Here is a 20556-nt window from a genome sequence, read left to right as displayed (position 1 = left end):
GCCGTACTGTCGGCCCGCACCGCCGTCCGACCGCACCGCCGTATTGACCGCCGCATCGAAGGAGAACACCCGTGCTCACCCCCCTGACCGGCCCGCTGCAGGGCGGAGCCGACGACCGGCTCGGCGACACCGTCGCCCGTTTCGAGGCCGCCCTCCGCAACGATCCCGACTACTCGTTCCAGGCGGCGGCGTACGCCGACGGTGAATGCGTGCTCGACGTATGGGGAGGCCCGCACCTCCGCGGCGACTCGGTGATGGTCCCGTTCTCGGTCACCAAGAACACCATCGGATTCTCGATCGCGCTCTTGATCGATCGCGGCGAACTCGACCTCGACGAGCGGGTCGCGCACTACTGGCCCGAGTTCGCGGCCCTCGGCAAGCAGCACGTCACCGTGCGCATGCTGCTGTCCCACCAGGCGGGCCTCCCGCAGGCTGAACCGCCGCTCTCCTGGGACGAGCTGCTCGACCATCACGCCGCGGCCGAGCGGCTCGCCGGCACGCGGCCGTTCTGGTATCCCGGCTCGGCCTTCGGCTACCACGCCATCACCATCGGGAACCTCGCATCGGAGCTCGTCTTCCGGGTGACCGGGCGCACTCTGCACGACTTCTACGAGGACGAGATCCGCCGACCGTACGACGTCGACTTCTACCTCGGCCTGCCACCCGGGCTCGACGCGCGACGCGTGCCCGTGCAACCGATGGTCCAGCCGGTGACCCAGACGGACGCGCGGCTGCTACCTCCGCTGCTCGCCCGGGTGATGACGTTCACCGGTTCATCCCGCGACATGGCCAATGACGAGCGGAGCTGGCGCTTCGGTCACCCGGCAACCTCGGGCACCGGGTCGGCGCGCGGCATCGCACGCCTCTTCGCCGCGGCCGTCACCGGAGTGGAGGGCGCCCCCGCCTTCCTCCGTGCGGACACCGTCAGCGTGGTGGGTCAGCAGCAGGTGCGGGGCTTCGACGAGGTGCTCTCCCAGTCGGATCGGGCGCACTCCATCGTCTTCCAGAAGCCGACGCCCGCCCTGCCGTTCGGTGGGCCGCGGGCCTTCGGCCACGATGGAGCCCAGGGCGCTCTCGGCGGCGTGGATCCGGACACCGGGGTGGCCTACGCCTACACGGTCGCGCGCGGGCCGTGGCCGGGCGGTGCCGACCCGCGCGCCTTGGCGCTGGCGGCGGAACTGGGTGTCGCCTTCGGCGGGTGAGCCAGTCCGGCCCGAAGCGGGTTCGCGGACCGTCAGAGGTCCAGGCCGTGGCCGAACGGGTAGAGCGGATCGACGGTGTCGGACGGCACGTCCGGGCGGCTCTCTTCGACCGCGGCCATCGATCGAGGCAGCTCGAACGGCAGGCGACCGCGCGGCGCAATGCGTCCGGTGATCGCGTCGAGGAGCGCGGCGTCGGAGGCGCCGTAGGTGCCGACCAGCGCGGTGGCGGCAGTGGCGATCTCCCCAAGGATCGCCGGGCGCTCCAGCTGGACGTCGACGACCACCGGCACGACGTCGGCGAGAGCGCGCACATGGGCGATCACCTCGGGCGGGAAGTCGAGCGATCCCTGGTGGAACATCGCCTCGAGGAAGTAGGTGTCGCGCGGCTCGAACGGGGCGGCGAGCCGGAGCAGGGCCACATCGGCGGCGGCGGGATCGTCGACCACCGTGCCGAGCCCCGCGACGGCCTCGGCCGCGACGCCCTCGAGGTAGAAACGCAGGCTCGGGCGCAGCGGAAGCACGGACCCGCCGGCAGGCGCGTCGGCGTTCTTCAGCACCGTCACCGATTCCGCCTGCGCCCGGTGCCCCGCCTCGCGGAACTCCGGGGCGCCCACGATGCGTTGCGCGTCCTCCTCGTCGAGGTACGGATCGTCGAAGAGGCCGAGCTGGAACTTCACGATGAGCAGGCGGCGCACCGCCTCGTCGATGCGGGACTCGGGCACGCGGCCCGATCGGACGAGTTCGAGCACGAGGTCGGTGCGCTCCTCGCCGCCGAACTGGTCGGCGCCGGCGTCGAGGATGCGCTCCATCCGGTCGATCGGAGAGAGGTCCTCGACCCCCCACGCTCGCGCGGGGAACGGGAGACCCATGATCTCGACGTCGGTGACGAGGCCCCAGTCGGTGACGACCACGCCGTCGAACCCGAGCTCCTCCCGCAGCAGGCGTGTCACGATGCGGCGGTTGAAGCTGAACGCGACCTCCTCGACCCGTTCGCCGTCCAGCTCGAGGTCGATCGGCTTGCCGTATGCGGGCATGATCGCGCTCGTGCCCGCGGCTATGGCCGCACGGAACGGGGCCAGGTGCTCGTCGAACCGACCGCCGGGATAGACCTGGTCATGACCGTAGACGAAGTGGGAGTCCCCGCCGTTGCGCAGCGGCCCGCCGCCGGGGAAGTGCTTGGTCGTGCACGCGACGCTGTCCGGACCGATCCGCTCGCCCTGGAACCCTTCCAGATGGGCGACGACGAACGCGGACGCTGTTGCGGTGTCCGCACCGTAGGTCTGGCCCTGTCGTGCCCAGCGCGGCTCCGTGGCGAGGTCCACCTGAGGATGCAGCGCGGCACGGATTCCGAGCGCCACGTACTCCGCACGGGCGATCTCGGCGAAGCGGCGCACCACGTCGACATCGCCGATCGCGGCGAACCCGAGCGGTTCCGGCCACTGCGACAGGTCACCGGCCGCGATCGAGGCGCCCGCGTTCTCGCTGAACGCGTGTCGTGGGTCGGTCGATAGGGTGATCGGGATACCGTGCGGCGTCTCCTCGGCCAGCTCCTGCAACGCGTTGTGCCAGCGCACCGTCTCGCGAACGGAGGGCAGCGCGCTGACGTTGAAGTGATTCAGCAGCTTCCCGGACACGACGTCCCGCGGGGTCGACGGTGAGAAGCCGGCGGCGGTGTCGTGCGCTCCGGCTTCGCCGACCCCGAGCATCGAGTGGAACAGCAGCCCGGCCTTCTCCTCGAGGGAGAGCCGGGCGACGAGATCCGCGGTACGGTCCTCTGCGGACAGTCGGGGATCCTCGTAGGGATCCATGCGGCCGTTGCCGTTGAGGTCCCGGAACTGCACGCCATCCGGCGTCATCGACCTGCTGCGCGTCATTGCTCGTCTCCGTCTCGGCCGACGGTCCCGCCGCCGGATGTCCGCCGACCCTAACAGTAAAAGCGAGTGACTGCTAGGTTTTCAGAGCCCGGCGGGTCTCGACTGAGACGGGTGCGGTGCGTCGCCGAGCTTCTCCTGCTCGAGCCACAGAGCGCGCGTCAGCTCCTCCCGGATCCCCGCGTATGCGGGGTCGTGGTAGACGTTCCGCAACTCCGAGGGGTCAGCGTCGAGGTCGTATAGTTCCCATTCCGGTGGGTAGTTGTAGTACCCCGCACCCTGCTGACCGAGGCCGTCGTTGTAGAAGTAGATGAGCTTGTGTCGCGCAGTTCGGTACCCGTAGTGCGCCGAGGACTTGTGGATGATGTCATCGTTCTCCCAGTACCGGTAGTACGCACCTTCCGCCGGTGGCTCCGTCGGTGCGCCGACGAGATCTCCCCAGAAGCTACGGCCCTGCATGCGCGGGTGGTGCGGTGCGCCCGCGGCGTCGAGAATGGTCTTGGCCCAGTCCACGTTCGTGACGATGCCGTCGAACGTCCGGCCGCCCGCGATCGCACGGGGATAGCTCAGCAGCAGCGGCATGCGCAGCGATTCCTCGTACATGAAGCGCTTGTCGAACCAGCCGTGCTCGCCGAGGAAGAAGCCCTGGTCGGATGAGTACATGAGCAGCGTGTCGTCGAAGTCGTCGCGCTCGCGGAGCCAGTCGAGCACGCGGCCCACGTTGTCGTCGACGGATGCGACGCAGCGCAGGTAGTCCTCCATCATGCGCTGGTACTTCCAGAGCGCGAGCTCGTCGTAGTCGAGGTTCTCGGGCGGGTCGACCTTCAGGTCCGACGTGCTGAGATCGTCGGCCACGCGCATGCGTGCCCGGCGGGCGGCGGTGGAGCGGGTGGAATAGTCGTCGAAGAACGTCTCGGGCACCGGAATGGGGTCGGAGTACAGCTCCAGGTGCTTGGTGTCCGGTTCCCACGATCGGTGCGGCGCCTTGTGGTAGATCAGCACGCACCAGGGGTCGTCCCCTTCCAGCCCCTCGACCCAGTCCGTCGCGAGGTCGGTGATGATGTCGGTGGCGTAACCCTCGACGATGCGCTCGCCGTCCTCGGACAGGAATTTCGGATCCCAGTACTCGCCCTGACCGTGGCTGCCGCTCAGCACCTCCCAGTGATCGAAGCCCTGCGGGTTGTGCCCCTCCCCGACACCGAGGTGCCACTTGCCGATCATCGCGGTGCGGTAGCCGGCATCCTTCAGCTGGCTGATGAAGGTGGGCTGGCTCGCGTCGATGGTGGTCCAGAGCGTCGTGACGCCGTTCACGTGGCTGTGCGTGCCCGTGAGGATCGATGCACGGCTGGGGGAGCAGAGCGAGTTGGTCACGAAGCAGCTGTCGAAGCGGACACCCGCGACGGCGATCTCGTCGATGCGCGGGGTGGTGTTCACCACGGAACCGTATGCCCCGATCGTCTGCGCACCATGGTCGTCGGTGAGGATCATGACGATGTTGGGTCGTTTGTCGGTCATCTGTCGGTGCCTTCCGGGGTCGGAATTCGTCGGGGATCGGGGTCGTGCGTGGGAGGCGCGGCGGAGGGGGAGAATGCGCCGGACGCGAGCAATTCGAGTCGCGCCTCGGCGGCCTCGAGCCAGGCGAGCAGGTTCGCTCCGAGCAGGCGGCCGCGCCCGTCGAGGAGCAGGTTCACCTCTCGGTTCCAGGCGACCTCGGCGGAGTCGACCCCGGGCGACACCGAGTCGTGGTCGATCGAGAGGCGTCGGTCGTGCTGGGCGCGACGGAAGCGCTGTTCTATGCGCACGAGCTCGAGTAGTGCCCCGGGCCCACGGGAGCGCGAGAAGAACATTCGCACCTGGAAGTCCGGATCCATCGGCCGCTCGGCCGGCTCGTAGGGGGAGTCCACCCACTCCTCGAAGGTGATCCTGCCGCGCTCCGTCAGGGCGTAGAGCTTCGCGTCCGGGCCGGAACGGCGAGGATCCGGTGTCGAATCGACCCATCCGCGTTCGAGGAGGCGGCCGAGTTGACGATAGATCTGCGACGTCCGGGCGGTATAGCCGAGTGCCCAGCCGTAACGGTCGAGCCACTTGCGGACGTCGTACCCGGTGTGCGGATGCTGTGCCAGCAATCCGAGAGTGACGATGTCGAGCCGTTGCAGCATTGCTCTCCCTCGAACGAGCTAATCCATCTGTGGAATAGCAACTCGGGAACTGTATCCCGTATTTTCCTGCAATCGCAAGATCCGAGCAGAGAACTTGATGAATACCTCAACCGAAATGTTATGAGTTACTTGGTATTTGTTGTCCCAAAACCTTGCAGGTACTCGGATTTGCGTCTAGGGTTCCACACCAGACGGTCCGACAACGGGCTGCGCACCATGGAAGGACAAAGATGTTCAAGTTCACACGAGCCGCGGTCGTCGCGGTTGTCGGCGCGCTCGCCCTTGCCGGGTGCAGCACGAGCGGGTCGAATGGCGGCAGCTCCGGCGGCGGTTCCGGTGATGGGTCTGGCGGCACCCTTACCTGGGGCGTCATCGCCGAGGCATCGACGTTCGCGCAGAAGGACATGCGGTGGGCGAACGAGTCGCCCTACGCGCAGGCCGTTTACGACACCCTGCTCCGGGCCACGCCGGAGGGCGAGGTCGAGGCCGGCCTTGCCACGGAATGGGAGTACAACGAGGACCGCACCGTCCTCACCATGACGCTGCGCGACGATGTCACCTTCACCAACGGGGAGACGCTCACCGCGGAGGACGCGGCCGCGAGCCTCCTCGCGTTCAAGGACGGCACGTCGCCTAACGCCTCGAACTTGGTCAACCTCGAGGCCGCGCAGGCGGTCGATGACACGACGCTCGAGCTGACCCTCACGGCGCCGGACCCCGCGCTGGAGACCTACCTCACCCAGAACTCCGGGCTCGTCGCCCCCGTCGAGGCCATCGACGACCCGGCCACGGCGCAGAACCCTATCGGTTCCGGACCGTACGTCCTCAACACCGGAGAGACCGTCGTCGGAAGTAGCTACGTGTTCGACAGGAACGCCGACTACTGGAACCCCGACGACCAGCACTACGACAAGCTCGTGCTTCAGTACTACGCCGACCCCACCTCGTTGCTCAACGCGATCCAGGGTGGTCAGGTGAACGTGTCGAACACCATCGACGTCAGCGCCATCGCTCAGATGGAGGCCAGCGGCTTCACCGCCAACGAGTTCGCGCTCAACTGGTGGGGCTTCCTCCTCAGCGACCGCGACGGCACGATCGCCCCGGCTCTCGCCGACGTCCGCGTTCGCCAGGCGATCAACTACGCCCTCGACAAGGAAGCACTCGTCGCCACCGTCGGCAGCGGCTACGGTACCCCGACGTCGCAGATCTTCCCGCCGTCCTCGCCGAGCTACGACGAGTCGCTGGAGGACTACTACACCTACGACCTCGACCGGGCGAACGAGCTCATGGCCGAGGCCGGTTTCGCCGACGGCTTCGAGGTGACGATGCCCCGCGCTCCCGCCATCCCCGAGTCGCACTGGACCCTCTACGCCGACCAGCTGGCCCAGATCGGGATCACGGTCAACTATGAGGAGCTGCAGGGCGCCGAGTTCATTCCCGGCATTCTCGGCGGGAACTACGCGATGACCTGGTTCACGCTGCAGCAGGACCCCACCGACTACCAGCTGGCCCAGTTCCAGATCGCCGAGGCCGCAACCTGGAACACCCTGCACCAGAGCACCCCCGAGGTCGAGGCATGGATCGACACCATGCAGACCGGTACCGAGGAGGAAGCCACGGAGGCGGGCGAGGCCCTGAACGCCTACATCGTCGAGAACGCCTGGTTCGCGCCGATGTACCGCCCCACGGCGATCTTCATGAGCGACGCCAGCACGCAGGTCACCACCCAGATCGGCAACGCGGTTCCCTACCTCTGGAACGTTCAGCCCAAGTAAGCCCCGGTGCCGGGTCGGGCCAGCTCGACCCGGCACCCCCTCATTCCCCCCGCTTTTCGAAGGATCGATGATGCTCCGCTTCATACTCCGCCGCCTGCTCGCGGGCGTGTTCCTCCTGTTCGTCGTCTCGAGCCTCGCCTACCTCTTCCTCTACCTCGGGGCGGGCGACATCGCCCGTCAGATCCTCGGCGTATCGGCCACCCAGGAGCAGGTCGCCCAGAAGGCGACCGAACTGGGCCTCGACCAGCCGCTGGCCACCCGCTACGTCGACTGGCTCTCCGCTGCGGTGAGGGGCGACTTCGGCACGTCCTGGTTCAACAATCAGCCGGTCGTCGAGGCGATCACCTCGCGTCTCGCCGTCACGCTCTCGCTAGTGATCGGCACCACGATCCTCACCGCGGTCGTCGCGACCGCCCTGGGAGTCTGGGCCGCGAAGAAGCGCGGCGCCGCCGACCGCCTGGTGCAGATCGTGTCCGTTCTCGGTTTCGCGATCCCCGGCTTCCTCATCGCCATTTTCCTCGTCAACGTCTTCGCCCTGAACCTCGGCTGGTTCCGGCCGACCGGATTCGTTCAACTGGGCACGTCGTTCCCTGGCTGGCTGAGCACGGTGACTCTGCCGATCCTCGCCCTGTCCACTGGCGCCATCGCCGCGATCGCGTCGCAGGTTCGGGGTTCGGTCATCGATACCATGCGGCAGGACTGGGTGCGCACCCTGCGCAGCCGCGGACTGTCCGAGAACCGCGTGCTCTACAAGCACGTGCTGCGGAACGCCGGCGGCCCCGCTCTCGCCGTGCTCGCGGTGCAGTTCGTCGGATTGCTCGGCGGCGCGATCATCGTCGAGCAGATCTTCGCGATCCCCGGCCTCGGGCCCGTGGCCGTGGGGTCCACGGCACGCGGCGACATTCCCCTCGTGATGGGCCTCGTGGTCGTCACCGCCGCGATCGTCGTGGTCGTGAACATCGTCATCGAAATCCTGCACGGATTCCTGAACCCGAAGGCGCGCATCTCATGAGCGAATCCGCTACCACTCCCACCCCCGACGTGGCGACCGAGGTCCGCGCGGCCCGGTCCCACGTCGGGCGGCGCCTCCTCCGGAACCCGACCGGGCTCGCCGCCATCATCGTGCTCACGGTGATGATCCTGCTCGCGATCTTCGCCGACGTGCTCGCGCCCATGGACCCGAGCAAGGCGAACATCCAGGACGTGCTCGCTCCCGCGAGCGACGCCCACCCGCTGGGCGCCGACAGCGCCGGCCGCGACGTGCTGTCCCGGCTGCTCTTCGCCACACGGTTCAGCATCGCGGGCGCCCTCTGGGCGGTGCTCATCGCCGCGGTCATCGGCGTGACGAGCGGCCTGCTTGCCGGGTACTACCAGAAGTGGTTCGAGTCGGTGTCGGTCTGGGTGGTCAGCATCATCCAGGCGCTGCCCGGAATCGTCGTCCTGCTCGCGGCACGCGCCGTCATCGGCCCGTCGATCTGGCTGATCATGGCGGTCTTCGGTGTGATCCTCGCGCCCGCGTTCTATCGCCTCACCTACGCGGCGGTGGTGGGGGTGCGGAACGAGTTGTTCGTCGACGCCGCCCGGGTCGCCGGTGTGGGTGACGCGAGCATCATCGGCCGGCACATCCTGTCCGTAGTCCGTGCGCCGATCATCATCCAGGCGGCGCTCCTCGCAGGAATCGGCATCGCCGTGCAGTCCGGACTCGACTTCCTCGGGCTCGGCGACACGAATGTGCCCACCTGGGGGCAGATGCTCTCCGATGCATTCTCCCGGATGTATCAGGCTCCGATCCTGCTGATCTGGCCGTCCCTCGCCATCGCCCTCACGTCGATCTCCCTCGTCCTGTTCGGGAACGCGCTCCGCGATGAACTCGAGCGCGCTGCGGGCAAGCCGAAGAAGCGTCGTCGCGGTGCAGCCGCGTACGTCCCGGACGCCTCTGGGCCGGCTCCGGTCACGCACGTCGAGGATGGCGACGACGCCCGGTCCGTGCTGCTGCAGGTGGATGACCTCGTGGTCGGCTATGACCAGCCCGGCGGCGGCGTCAAGCAGGTCGTGAACGGCGTATCGCTCCAGGTTCGGAAGGGCGAGGTGCACGGCCTGATCGGCGAGTCGGGGTCCGGTAAGACGCAGACCGCGTGGTCGATCCTGCGCCTCCTCCCCGACGGCGGGCGCATCGTCGGCGGCTCGGTGTCCTTCGACGGCAAGGATCTCGCCCACTCCAGCGAGAACGAGATGGTGAAGATTCGCGGTCGGCGCATCGCCTATATCCCGCAGGAGCCGATGTCCAACCTCGATCCGTCGTTCACGATCGGCAGCCAGCTCGTCGAACCGATGACGGTCGCCCTCCGCGTCTCCCGGGCAGAGGCGAGAAAGAGGGCACTCGAACTGCTCGCGCGGGTCGGCATCCCGAACCCGCAGCGCACCTTCGACTCCTACCCGCACGAAGTGTCCGGCGGGATGGCGCAGCGCGTGCTCATCGCCGGTGCCGTCTCCTGCGAGGCCGACCTCATCATCGCCGATGAGCCCACGACCGCTCTCGACGTGACCGTGCAGGCGGACATCCTCGACCTGCTGCGCGACCTGCAGAACGACCTTCACGTCGCCGTGCTGATCGTGACGCACAACTTCGGCGTCGTAGCCGACCTCTGCGACCGGGTGTCGGTCATGCAGGACGGCCGAATCGTGGAGACGGGACCCGCCCGGTCGATCTTCCGCGACCCCCAGCACCCGTACACACGGTCGCTGTTCGACGCGATCCTCGAGGACGGCGCCGCGCGCGGCCCGCTCGCCCACTCCGCCGACCGCAACACCCTCCCCGAAAGAAGTGCACGATGAACGCTGAGCCGCTTCTCGTCATCGACGACCTCGTCGTCGAGTACGCCGCCAAGGGTTTCGGCAAGAAGCCGTTCCGTGCCCTCAAGGGCGTCTCACTCGACATCCGCCCGGGGGAGTGCGTCGGCCTCGTCGGCGAGTCCGGCTCCGGCAAGACCACTCTGGGCAGGGCCGTCCTCGGCCTTGCACCGGTCACCGAAGGCAGCGTGCGCTTCAAGGGGAAGGACATCTCGCACCTCAAGCGGCGCGAGCGTCGAGCCCTGGCGGATGAGATCCAGGTCGTGTTCCAAGACCCGTACTCCTCTCTCAACCCCTCGCTGACGATCGAGCAGACGCTCGCGGAGCCCCTTCGCGTGCAGAACGTGTCCGCCGCAGATGCGTCGAAGCGAATCCGCGGGCTGCTCGATCAGGTGGGGCTCCCGTCGAACTCCGCCGACCGGCTGCCCCGCGAATTCTCCGGCGGCCAGCGCCAGCGCATCGCGATCGCGAGGGCGCTCGCGCTCTCGCCGCAGCTGATCGTCTGCGACGAGCCGGTGTCCGCCCTCGACCTGTCCACCCAGGCGCGGGTGCTCGACCTGTTCAAGGACATCCAGGAGGAGACCGGCGTCGCCTACCTCTTCGTCTCGCACGACCTCGCGGTCGTGCGGCACCTCTCCCACCGCGTCGCGGTGATGTATCAGGGCGAGATCGTCGAATACGGCGACGGCGGCATCGTGACGTCGGCCCCGGAGCACCCCTACACGCAGCGTCTCCTCCTCGCTGCCCCGGTGCCGGACCCCGTGCGGCAGGAACAGCGTCGGGCGGACCGGCGACGACTGCTCGACTCCCAGCGGGACATGGAGGTACAGGCCGGTGTCGCCTGACCGACCCCCCGTCGTGCGCTTCGGCGCCGCCTACTACCCCGAGTACCAGCGGACCACGGATTCGGACCGCGACTTCCGGCTCATGCGGGAGGCCGGCTTCACGGTCATTCGCGTGGGCGAGTCCGTCTGGTCCACCTGGGAACCCGAGGAGGGACGCTTCGACCTCGACTGGCTCGAGGCCACCCTCGACGCGGCGCACGCGAACGGCATCGGGGTCGTCCTCGGGACGCCGACGTACGCGGTGCCGATGTGGCTCGCCCGCCGCCACCCGGAGATCGCCGCCGCGCCGGCGACGGGGACCCGCGTGCAGTGGGGCGCGCGGCAGGAGATGGACTTCACCCACGGTGCCTACCGGCACTACGCCGACCGGGTGATCCGCGCGGTCGTCACCCGCTATCGCGACCACCCCGCGGTGATCGGCTACCAGGTCGACAACGAGCCCGGTTTCCGGCTCCTGCTGAACGATTCCGTCTTCGAGCAGTTCAAGGATCGCCTGCGACAGCAGTACGGCTCCGTGGACCGCCTCAACGAGGAGTGGGGACTCGTCTACTGGTCGCACCGCCTCACCACCTGGGACGACCTGTGGCGGCCGGACGGCAACCTCCAGCCTCAGTACGATCTGGCATGGCGACGCTTTCAGGCGGACCTCGTCACCGGGTTCATCGGTTGGCAGGCCGACCTCGTGCGGGAGCTCGTCGGGCCGGGGCCGTTCATCACCACCTGCATCTCCTACGAACAGCCCGGCATCGAGGACGTCGACCTGTCCGCGCGCCTCGACATCGCCTCGGGCAACGCCTATTACGAGATGGAGGACGGCCTCGTCCATCCGTCGTCCGCACCCCGGTCCTCCGGGCCGATGGGGTGGATCGTCCGCGGAGCGTGGGCGGTCGCCCAGCTCGGCGACCTGATGTACTCGTCCAAGCAGGCCCCTTTCCTCGTCACCGAGACGAATGCCGGGTCCATCGGATTCTCGATGATCAATCAGACACCGTACGACGGGCAGTGGAAGCAGGCGGCGTGGATGCTCGTCTCCCGCGGCGCGCGGATGATCGAGTACTGGCACTGGAACACCCTCCCGTACGGGGCGGAGACTTACTGGGGCGGTGTCTTGCCGCACAGCGGCGAGCCGGGCCGTGCCTACCGCGAACTGGCCGAACTCGGTGCCGACCTCGCCACCGCGGGCGCGGCGTTCGAGGACGCGGAGCCCGACTACGACATCGCCGTGCTCTACGACTCCGACAGCAAGTTCGCCCTCGGTGCGCAATCCCCGGTCGCCACGCCGGGCGCGTTCACCGATCCGGAGTCCTACCGCCGCATCATCTCCTCTTTCACCCGGGGAATCTTCGACGCCAAGCGTCAGGAGCGGCTCGTGCGGCCGCAGCAGCTTCTGCCGAGCAGAGGAGCATCCGTTCCGCCGACCGACGCGGCCGCTCGGTTCCCCGTGCTGATCGTGCCGGCCCTGTACACGGCCGCCGACGAGGATCTCGACTTCCTCGCCGACTACGCGCGTGCCGGCGGTCACCTCGTCGTCGGCCCGCGCACGGCGTATGGCGATCATGAGGGCCGGGCCCGAGCCGAACGCCAGCCGGCCCGGCTCGCCGAGCTCGCCGGGGTCTGGTACGACGAGGCGGCGAACCCGCCGGCGCCGATGGTGCTCGATTTCGCCGACGGCTTCCCGTCGGCCGGCACCGGGATCGACTACCTGCAGGGGCTCGAGGTCGATGGCGCCGACGTCCTGGCCCGTTACGTCCACCCGCACTTCCGGCGCTGGGCCGCGATCACCACCCGGGCCGCGAACGCCGGCCGCATCACGGTCGTCGGCGTCATCCCCGACCAGGACCTCGCGCGGTCGCTGGCCGAGTGGCTCGCGCCACGACCGGTGAGCGGCTGGGTCACTCTCGACGCCTCCGTGACGGCATCGAGCTCCACCGACGGGAACGGCCGAACCGTCACCGTTCTGCACAACTGGGGCTGGGACGACGCGATCGCGATCGCACCCGCTCCACTCGACGACCTGCTCCGGGGCGACACGTTCGCTCCGGGGGAACACGTGCGGCTCGGGCCGTGGGACGTTCGCGTCCTGCGCTCCGTCGGCCTCGATCGCAAGGAGACCTCCGAATGAGCGACACCACCATCAACGATCGCGTCGAGGCGGACGTCGAAGCCGCCCTCGACGAGATGACCCTCGAGGAGAAGGTCCTGCTTCTCACCGGGAAGGACTTCTGGAGCACCTGGCCGATCGAGAGGATCGGACTGCGCAGGATGGTGGTGTCGGACGGCCCCTCGGGAGTGCGTGGAGAGGCCTGGGACGAGCGCTCGCCGTCCCTGAACCTGCCCTCCGCCTCCGCCCTGTCGGCCTCGTTCGACCCCGACATCGCGCGTCGCTACGGCGCCGTGGCCGCGTGCGAGGCCCGACGCAAGGGCGTCGACGTCGTGCTCGGCCCGACGATCAACCTCCACCGTGCGCCGCGCGGGGGCCGCCACTTCGAGGCCTTCAGCGAGGATCCGGTGCTCACCGCCGAGCTCGCGAAGACGTACGTGACCGGCCTGCAGGACAATGGCGTCGGCGCGACTCCCAAGCACTACATCGCGAACGATTCCGAGACCGACCGCTTCACCGTCGACGTGCAGGTGGAACCTCGTGCCCTGCACGAGCTGTACCTCCGCGCCTTCGAGACGGCGATCACCGAGTCGCGGGCGTGGCTCGTCATGAGTTCGTACAACGCCATCCACGGTGTGACGGCGACGGAGCACGAGTTGCTCGAGACTCCTCTCAAGACCGACTGGGGCTTCGACGGTGTGGTCATCAGCGACTGGACCGCCGTGCGCAGTCTCCGTTCGGCCGAGGCGGAGCAGGACCTCGTCATGCCCGGCCCCGACGGCCCGTGGGGGAACGCACTGGTCGACGCGGTCCGCGACGGCCGCATCGCCGAGGACGTCGTAGACCGCAAGGTTCGGCGCATCCTCCGGCTCGCGGCGCGTGTCGGTGCCCTCGGCGACACCGCGCCCGGCCCGCTCGTGCATGTCGAGGACGGCATCGCGTTCTGCCGCACGGCGGCCGCCGAGGGCATGGTGCTCCTCGAGAACACCGGCGCACTGCCGTGGCGGGCGAACGCGCTGACGAGCGTCGCCGTCATCGGCAACAACGCCGAACACGTCCGCACCCAGGGCGGGGGGAGTGCGACGGTGCTGCCCGAACGCACCGTTTCCCCGCTCGCCGGCCTGACGGCCGCGCTGCCCGGCGTGGAGGTGCGGTACGCGCTCGGCGCCGTCAACCAGACCGGCCTCGCCGGCATCCCGCGCGAGCGGATGACGAACCCCGTCACCGGTGGGCCGGGCGCCCGGGTGCGCTTCCTCGACGCCGCGGGCTCGGAGATCTTCGCGGAGGACAGGCTCGCCACCGAGCTCGTCTGGTTCGGCGGTGATGCCCCCATAGCCGAGTCGAAGCAGGTGGAGGTCTCGTTCTCGTTCCTGCCCGCCCGCACCGAGCGGCTCGACCTCGGCTTCGCCGCCGCGGGGTACGGCCAGTTCTTCCTCGACGGCGAGCTCGTGATTGACGAACTGGTGGAGCCGGAGGGGAACGATCTCGGTGCCGCCTTCATGGCACCGCCGGTGCGTGCCGTGCCGAGGGACCTCACCGAGGGTGCTCCCGTCGAGGTGCGCTTCCTGTACGAGCAACCGTCGCGGGACGACGCGCTGCTGAACGCGCTGGCGCTGAACGTGGGCACCCAGCCCTCGACGGTGGATGAGGACCAGCTCATCGCCGAGGCGGTCGAGGCGGCCCGTGCGTCGGATGTCGCCCTCGTCGTCGTCGGCACGAACTCGCGGGTCGAGTCCGAAGGCTTCGACCGCACCGACCTGCGCCTGCCCGGCCGCCAGGACGACCTTGTGCGCGCGGTCGCCGCCGCGAACCCCAACACCGTGGTGCTGATCAATGCGGGGTCCCCCGTGCTGCTGCCGTGGCGGAACGAGGTGGCAGCCGTGCTCGTGGGCTGGTTCGGCGGGCAGGAGTTCGGCAACGCGGTCGCCGATGTGCTGCTCGGCGCGGCGGAGCCCGGTGGGCGGCTGCCGACGACCTGGGCGGCGGAGGAGGAGGACGTCCCGGTCTTCGAGACGACGCCGACGGACGGCGTGCTCGAGTACACGGAGGGCATTCACATCGGCTACCGGGCATGGCTGCGTGCCGGGACGGAACCGGCGTACTGGTTCGGCCACGGACTCGGGTACACCGACATCGCCCTTCGCGATCTCGAAGCCCCCGCCGAACTGCTCGAGGGCGACTCCGCGACCATCACCGTGACCGCCACCAACACCGGGGACCGGGCCGGTAAGCAGGTGGTGCTGGTCTTCGCCGAGCGCGCGGACTCCGTGGTGGAGCGTCCCGTGCGCTGGCTCGTGGGCTTCGCGTCCGTCCGGCTCGCACCCGGCGAATCGGGTGCGGTTTCCGTCGAGGTGCAGTCGAAGCTCCTCGCGCACTGGTCCGAGCGCTGGATGTACGAGCCGGGGGAGTACACCCTTCGCGCGGGTACCACGGCGAACGACCTGCCCCTGTCGGCGACGCTCGAGCTGCGTCCGAAACCCTGACGAACGACCGGAGTCCCGCATCGCCCGCTTCTCGTCGAGGCGGGCGGTGCGAGCGTCGGCGTTACAGCGGGCGTTCGACCAGCGTGTTGAAGTAGGAGCCGAGATCGGCGGCCATGTCGACGGAGGTCCGGTCGAGCAGCCACTGGATCTGCAATCCGTCCATCAGCGCGATCGTGCCTCGGGACGCTGTTTCGGGGGAGATCCCGGGGCGCAGTTGCCCGCTGTCGGCGAGTTGCCGGAGGGCGGTCAGCGTGATCTTCCGGGTGCTCTCGTACCGTTCCGCGAAGTATCCGTGAGCCGGGTGCTCGGGCGAGGTCGCCTCCGCGGCCAGGGTGCAGAACAGCTCGACGACACCCGGAGTGGACGCGTTGTACTCGGCGAGCCTGATGAACGATCGAAGGAGCTCCGCTCCATGGACCGGATCGAACGGGAACTGCTCCCGCGTCTGTTCATCGCGTCGCTCAAGCACCGCGGCGAGGAGGGCGCTCTTGCTGGGGAAGTGGTGAAGCAGTCCGGCCTCGCTCATCCCGACGCGCTCCGCTACGGTGCGGAGCGACCCACTCCGATACCCTGACTCCGCGAAGACGTCCAGCGCCGCGTCGAGGATGACACCCCGTGTGGATTCGGTCTTGGCGTAGGGACCCCGCGGGCCCCGCGCACGACTGCCGTCCATGCCCACGAAACCCCCTTCGTGCCTCGATCGTCGCCCTCGGAGGGCGATGCTTCTAATATAGAGTAACCGCTCGGAATTGAACGGTTCGCGCACGCCGTTCCGGAGGACTGCTCATGGCGACACGATTCCCGAACTGGGTGTTCGGCACCGGCACGGAACCGGATCCCCGGTTCAGCCTGGCCAACGAGCGCACGTTCCTCGCCTGGATCCGCACGTCGCTCGCCCTCATCGCCGCGGGCGTCGCTCTGGAGGCCCTCGAGCTTCCGATCCAGCCCGGTCTCCGCATCGCGTCATCCGTCCTGTTCATCGTGCTGGGCCTGCTCGCCGCGATCCAGTCCTGGGTGGGCTGGGCCCGCACCGAGGGTGCCCTGCGCCAAGGGCGTGCTCTCCCGGCGCCGTCCCTGGGTGCGGGCATCGCCCTCGGACTCTGCGTGGCGGTGGTTCTCGTGTCGTTGGGGTTCCTGTTCCCGTGACCTCCGACCCGCCGTTCGATCCCGGGCTGCAGCCCGAGCGGACCCTTCTGGCGTGGCGGCGCACGGCGCTCGCCGTGGCGGTGGGCAGCGTCTTCGGGGCGCGTCTCGCCTTCCCGGTTCTCGGTTCCGTCGGGGTACTGATCGGGCTTCTCGGCGCCGTAGCCGCGCTCGTCGCCTACACGACGGCCAGTGTTCGGTACCGCCGGTCGCATCAGGCGCTCGTCGCAGGGCGGCCTCTCCCGGGCGACGCCGCGCCGCTCGCCGCACTCGCCACCGCCTCGGTGCTGATCGGCATGGCCGCATTCGCCTACGTGCTCCTGCTGTCCTTCGGGAGGTTCCTCCAGTGAGGGATGACCGACGGACCGGACCGCCCGAGCCCGAGCGATCGAACGCCCCGAACAACCACGGCGGGTCGGTCGAGCACGTACAGACCGTCGGCGCGTCCTGTTGCGCACCCCCGCGCGCACCCGGCGCACGCGACGAGGTGTGGTCGCCGTCGATGGCCGATCGGCCGGGGACGCACCGGGTCGAGCAGGTGCGCATTCCGGGCGGCGTCTTCTCGATGGGCGATGCAACCGGAGACCGCAACGCGCTCGACGGCGAGGGTCCGGTGCACGACGTCGCTCTCGACCCGTTCTCGATCGACGCCACCAGCGTGACCAACGCGGATTGGGCGTCGTTCGTCAGCGAGACCGGCTACGTCAGCGAGGCGGAGTCGTTCGGGTACTCGGCCGTGTTCCACCTCGCCGTCGCCGCGGACCCCGCTGCGATCATGGGCCGCGCATCCGGCGCGCCGTGGTGGTTCGGCGTGCGGGGGGCGGACTGGCGGCACCCGGGCGGTCCGCAGTCGACGATCGACGGCCACGAGGACCACCCGGTCGTGCACGTCAGCTGGAACGACGCGACGGCTTACTGCGCGTGGGCGGGTCGGCGATTGCCCACGGAGGCGCAGTGGGAGTACGCATCCCGCGGCGGCATCTCCGGAGCACGGTACCCCTGGGGTGACGAGCTGATGAACGGCGAACACTGGCGCGTCAACATCTTCCAGGGCCATTTCCCTGCCGTGAACACCGCCGAGGACGGATTCCCCACGACCGCTCCCGTGCGGTCGTTCGCCCCGAACGGCTTCGGGCTGTGGCAGACCGTGGGCAACGTGTGGGAGTGGTGCTCCGACTGGTTCGACGCCGACTACTACGCCCGGTCACCCCGGGGGAACCCGACCGGACCCGGCGCCGGTTCCGCCCGCGTGCTCCGCGGCGGGTCGTACCTCTGCCACTCGTCCTATTGCAATCGCTACCGGAACGCCGCCCGGTCTTCGAACACACCAGACTCATCGATGGGCAACGCCGGGTTTCGCACCGTCGCTCTGGCCTGACGTCGCTCTGGCCTGACGTCGCTCTGGCCCGACGTCGTCCTGGCCCGACGTCGCGGTATGGCCCGCCGACGGACGATCGCCGCGAGTCGTCGCTCGCAGTCCGTCAGGCCGTCGGCGCCTCGACTATTCCGCTGGGGGCGAAGCCCATTCGCCATGCGCCGACCCAGATGCGTTCGCCGGGCGTCGCCTCGAACGGTTCGGCGTACAGGTGCCAGTGGCGGCCGTCGGGCTCCGGGGCACCGGTCACCGATCCCATCGGCGACACGGCTTCCGCGGCTTCGTCGGTGACCTGCCGGGGTGGGTCGCGAGTCCAGCCGATCGACGCCCCCTCCGTGCTGCAGGCCGCGTGAATCAGGCCGTCGACGATCGACACCTCCGGCAGGGCTGTGCTCGGTTGCCGGCCACCGGGACGCCAGGCGTCGAGCAGTTCCCGTTCGGGCAGTAACCCGAGGTCGCCGTAGCGCGAGGTCCACGTGTCGAGGGCGCTGCGCAGCTCCTCCAGTGCGTCGGCGTGCTCCGGGTCGACCGCGAGGTTCCGGGTCTCGTGCGGATCCGCCGCGATGTCGTACAGCTCCTCTTCGGGCTTGGCGGGCGCGACGATGGTGCGCTGCAGGTCGGTCAGTCGGTCGGGGTGCTGCCCGCGGGCGAGCTGCCCGGCCTCCTCGAAGGCGAGGCGCCGGAACTCCCGCCAGGTGTCGAGGTGGTCGGCGTACTGGTGATGCTGCAGCTCCGACCGGTCGGGGTGGAGGTTGCGGATGTAGCGGTAGCGGCCGTTCCGGACCGTGCGCACGGAGTCCTCCTGCTCGTCCATGCGTTCCCGCGCCCCGAACGCATAGGTGTTCGGCGATCGGAACTCGCCATGGCTGTCGAACAGCGGGGCGCCGTGCATGTGGTCGGGCACGGGCAGGTCGAGCGCGGCGAGCATCGTCGGGGCGAGGTCCATCAGCTGCACGATCTCGGTGCGGACCGTCCCCGGCGCGATCGATTCCGGCCAGCGGACGATGAGCGGCTCGCGGAGGCCCGCCTCGTGCGCCCACCGCTTGGCCCGCGGCATACCGAGGCCGTGATCGCTCCAGAACACCACGATGGTGTCGTCGCGAAGGCGATCGTCGTCGAGCTCGGAAAGCAGTCCGCCCACCCAGGCGTCCATCTCGGTCACGAGGTCGAGGTAGCGGGCCCAGGACCGACGGAACACCGGAGTGTCGGGATAGTAGGGCGGAAGCTCGACGTCGTCGGGGTGGTGCCGCTGCTCGTCGGTCACGTTCGACGTGACCCGGGCGAAGGCATCGTCGTCGAGATAGATCTGCGACTCGTGCGTCACCATGCCGTGGAAGGCGGCGAAGAACGGCGTTGCCGGATCGGGCCGGTTCCGCCAGTGGCCCGTCTCGCTGCAGTCGTCGAACGCCGTGGGCGGGGTGTCCACCTGGAAGTCCGTGAACCAATTGTTGGTCGTGTAGTAACCGGCGGCCCGGAGGTACTCGGTGAACAGGGTCACTTCCGGCGGCGGAACCGCTTTCGTGCGCATGTGGATCGTGCCGATCGCGGTCGGATAGCACCCGGTCATGATCGCGGATCTCGACGGCGCGCACACGGGCGCGGCGGCGAAGGCGTTGTCGAACCGGGCTCCGTCCGCGGCGAGCGCGTCGAGGTGGGGCGTCACGGCCTGCTCGGCTCCCGGCCAGACTCCCGCATACGTGCCCAGGTGCGGGCTGATGTCGTGGGTGGAGATCCAGAGAACGTTCGGGCGGGCGGTCATCGGTCTGCCTCGGGTTCGGGCACCGCGGCACCGGCGCGCTCGTCGCGGTCCGCCCACTCCAGCAGGGGGGCGATGTCGAACACGGCGTCGTCGATACCGGCGTGCAGATCGCCGATCGAGGCGTAGCGGTGCGGAACGGTGGCGATGGTGAGGTCGCCGGGATGGACGTCCTGCACCTCGGCCCAGGTGATCGGTGCGGACACCGTGCCTTCCGGGTTGCCCCGCACCGAGTACGCGGCGGCGAGCGTGTGGTCGCGGGCGTTCTGGTTGTAGTCGACGAACACCGCCGCGGGATCCCGCTCGCGCCGCCACCAGGTCGTCGTCGCGTCCTGCGGCACGCGCCGCTCGACCTCACGGGCGAACGCGGCAGCGGCCCGCCGCACATCGTCGAATCCGTGCTCGGGGCGGATGCGCACGTAGATGTGGAGGCCCGATCCGCCCGACGTCTTGGGCCAGCCGACCGCCCCGAGGTCGTCGAGCACCTCGTGCGCCACGCCTGCGACCCGACGCACGCGGTCGAAGGTGGACTCCGGCATCGGGTCGAGGTCGATGCGCCACTCGTCCGGCCGCTCGGTGTCGGCGCGACGGCTGTTCCAGGGATGGAACTCGACCGTCGACATCTGCACCGCCCAGGCCACGTGGGCGAGCTCGGTGACGCAGAGCTCGTCGGCGGTGCGGCCGTATCGCGGGAAGAAGACCCGCACGGTCTCTATCCAGGGCGGCGCACCCGCGGGCAGCCGCTTCTGGTGCACCTTCTCGCCGCTGACACCGGTGGGGAACCGGTGCATCATGCACGGCCGCTCGCGGAGCCCGTTCAGGATCCCGTCTCCCACGGAGAGGTAGTACTGCACGAGATCGAGCTTGGTCTCGCCGCGGGCGGGGAAGTAGACGCGGTCGGGATTGCTGACGCGCACGGTTCGTCCGCCGACCTCGAGCTCGACGGCGGGGCTGCTCGACTTCGCCACTATGCGTTCTCCTCCGGTGCGGTTCTGC

At 69.1% G+C, this 20556-nt stretch carries 15 protein-coding genes and 1 pseudogene; 10 read left to right on the top strand and 6 right to left on the bottom strand.

The genetic code is table 11. From position 1 onward, the window contains the following. Window positions 1-71: 71 nt before the first annotated feature. Window positions 72-1202 carry a serine hydrolase domain-containing protein gene (locus EY822_RS14760; protein ID WP_150309210.1) on the top strand — a complete coding sequence of 377 codons (1131 nt, stop codon included), beginning with the start codon at window positions 72-74 and terminating at the stop codon, window positions 1200-1202. Window positions 1203-1234: 32 nt separating this feature from the next. Here the strand turns inward: EY822_RS14760 and EY822_RS14755 are convergent, their stop codons facing one another. The 3 genes from EY822_RS14755 to EY822_RS14745 all read right to left on the bottom strand — a co-directional run bounded on the left by EY822_RS14755 (window position 1235) and on the right by EY822_RS14745 (window position 5232). Continuing rightward, entirely contained in the window at window positions 1235-3076 is a 1842-nt protein-coding gene (locus tag EY822_RS14755) for a glycoside hydrolase family 3 protein (RefSeq protein WP_150309209.1), read from the bottom strand. 81 nt (window positions 3077-3157) lie between these two features. Then, complete coding sequence (locus tag EY822_RS14750) at window positions 3158-4588, bottom strand: sulfatase family protein (protein ID WP_150309208.1); 1431 nt, start codon at window positions 4586-4588, stop codon at window positions 3158-3160. Continuing rightward, window positions 4585-5232, bottom strand: coding sequence for a PadR family transcriptional regulator (locus EY822_RS14745; protein WP_150309207.1), 648 nt, complete (start codon window positions 5230-5232; stop codon window positions 4585-4587). Before EY822_RS14745 ends, EY822_RS14750 begins: the two co-directional genes overlap by 4 nt. 230 nt (window positions 5233-5462) lie before the next feature. Here EY822_RS14745 and EY822_RS14740 point away from each other — a divergent pair, with 230 nt between their 5' ends. The 6 genes from EY822_RS14740 (at window position 5463) to EY822_RS14715 (ending at window position 15286) form a co-directional block, all read left to right on the top strand. Beyond that, on the top strand, window positions 5463-7007 hold the full coding sequence (locus EY822_RS14740; RefSeq protein WP_150309206.1) for an ABC transporter substrate-binding protein: 1545 nt from the start codon (window positions 5463-5465) through the stop codon (window positions 7005-7007). Between the two features lie 70 nt (window positions 7008-7077). Beyond that, complete coding sequence (locus EY822_RS14735; RefSeq protein ID WP_150309205.1) at window positions 7078-8019, top strand: ABC transporter permease; 942 nt, start codon at window positions 7078-7080, stop codon at window positions 8017-8019. Further along, a complete protein-coding gene (locus EY822_RS14730; protein WP_150309204.1) occupies window positions 8016-9842 on the top strand; it encodes a dipeptide/oligopeptide/nickel ABC transporter permease/ATP-binding protein in 1827 nt (608 codons plus the stop codon). Before EY822_RS14735 ends, EY822_RS14730 begins: the two co-directional genes overlap by 4 nt. Next, entirely contained in the window at window positions 9839-10702 is an 864-nt protein-coding gene (locus tag EY822_RS14725; RefSeq protein WP_150309203.1) for an ATP-binding cassette domain-containing protein, read from the top strand. The genes EY822_RS14730 and EY822_RS14725 overlap by 4 nt, the downstream gene beginning before the upstream one ends. Then, a complete protein-coding gene (locus EY822_RS14720; protein WP_227497377.1) occupies window positions 10692-12824 on the top strand; it encodes a beta-galactosidase in 2133 nt (710 codons plus the stop codon). Before EY822_RS14725 ends, EY822_RS14720 begins: the two co-directional genes overlap by 11 nt. Continuing rightward, entirely contained in the window at window positions 12821-15286 is a 2466-nt protein-coding gene (locus tag EY822_RS14715) for a beta-glucosidase family protein (protein WP_150309202.1), read from the top strand. The genes EY822_RS14720 and EY822_RS14715 overlap by 4 nt, the downstream gene beginning before the upstream one ends. Before the next feature lie 61 nt (window positions 15287-15347). Here EY822_RS14715 and EY822_RS14710 read toward each other — a convergent pair whose 3' ends face one another. Continuing rightward, window positions 15348-15959: a TetR/AcrR family transcriptional regulator gene (locus tag EY822_RS14710; protein ID WP_150309201.1), complete on the bottom strand. Its 612-nt coding sequence runs from the start codon at window positions 15957-15959 to the stop codon at window positions 15348-15350. Between the two features lie 113 nt (window positions 15960-16072). Between EY822_RS14710 and EY822_RS14705 the strand changes: the two genes are divergently transcribed. The 3 genes and pseudogenes from EY822_RS14705 to EY822_RS14695 all read left to right on the top strand — a co-directional run. Further along, entirely contained in the window at window positions 16073-16432 is a 360-nt protein-coding gene (locus EY822_RS14705) for a YidH family protein (RefSeq protein WP_150309200.1), read from the top strand. Then, entirely contained in the window at window positions 16429-16779 is a 351-nt protein-coding gene (locus tag EY822_RS14700; protein ID WP_150309199.1) for a DUF202 domain-containing protein, read from the top strand. Before EY822_RS14705 ends, EY822_RS14700 begins: the two co-directional genes overlap by 4 nt. Before the next feature lie 89 nt (window positions 16780-16868). Continuing rightward, window positions 16869-17807 (top strand): annotated as a pseudogene (locus tag EY822_RS14695) (formylglycine-generating enzyme family protein); the annotation flags it as partial. Window positions 17808-17910: 103 nt separating this feature from the next. On the opposite strand, the gene EY822_RS14690 reads toward EY822_RS14695, so the two are convergent. Together EY822_RS14690 and ligD are read right to left on the bottom strand one after the other, a co-directional pair. Continuing rightward, a complete protein-coding gene (locus tag EY822_RS14690) occupies window positions 17911-19563 on the bottom strand; it encodes a sulfatase family protein (RefSeq protein ID WP_150309197.1) in 1653 nt (550 codons plus the stop codon). Continuing rightward, window positions 19560-20528, bottom strand: a complete 969-nt coding sequence (ligD, locus tag EY822_RS14685; RefSeq protein WP_150309196.1) for a non-homologous end-joining DNA ligase — start codon at window positions 20526-20528, stop codon at window positions 19560-19562. The genes EY822_RS14690 and ligD overlap by 4 nt, the downstream gene beginning before the upstream one ends. Window positions 20529-20556: the final 28 nt, after the last annotated feature.

Origin of the sequence: Planctomonas psychrotolerans (assembly GCF_008642235.1) — a bacterium.
Classification (GTDB): Bacteria; Actinomycetota; Actinomycetes; order Actinomycetales; family Microbacteriaceae; genus Planctomonas; species Planctomonas psychrotolerans.
The sequence above is the reverse complement of the archived record's forward strand: the minus strand, read 5'-3'. Positions and strand labels throughout refer to the sequence as shown.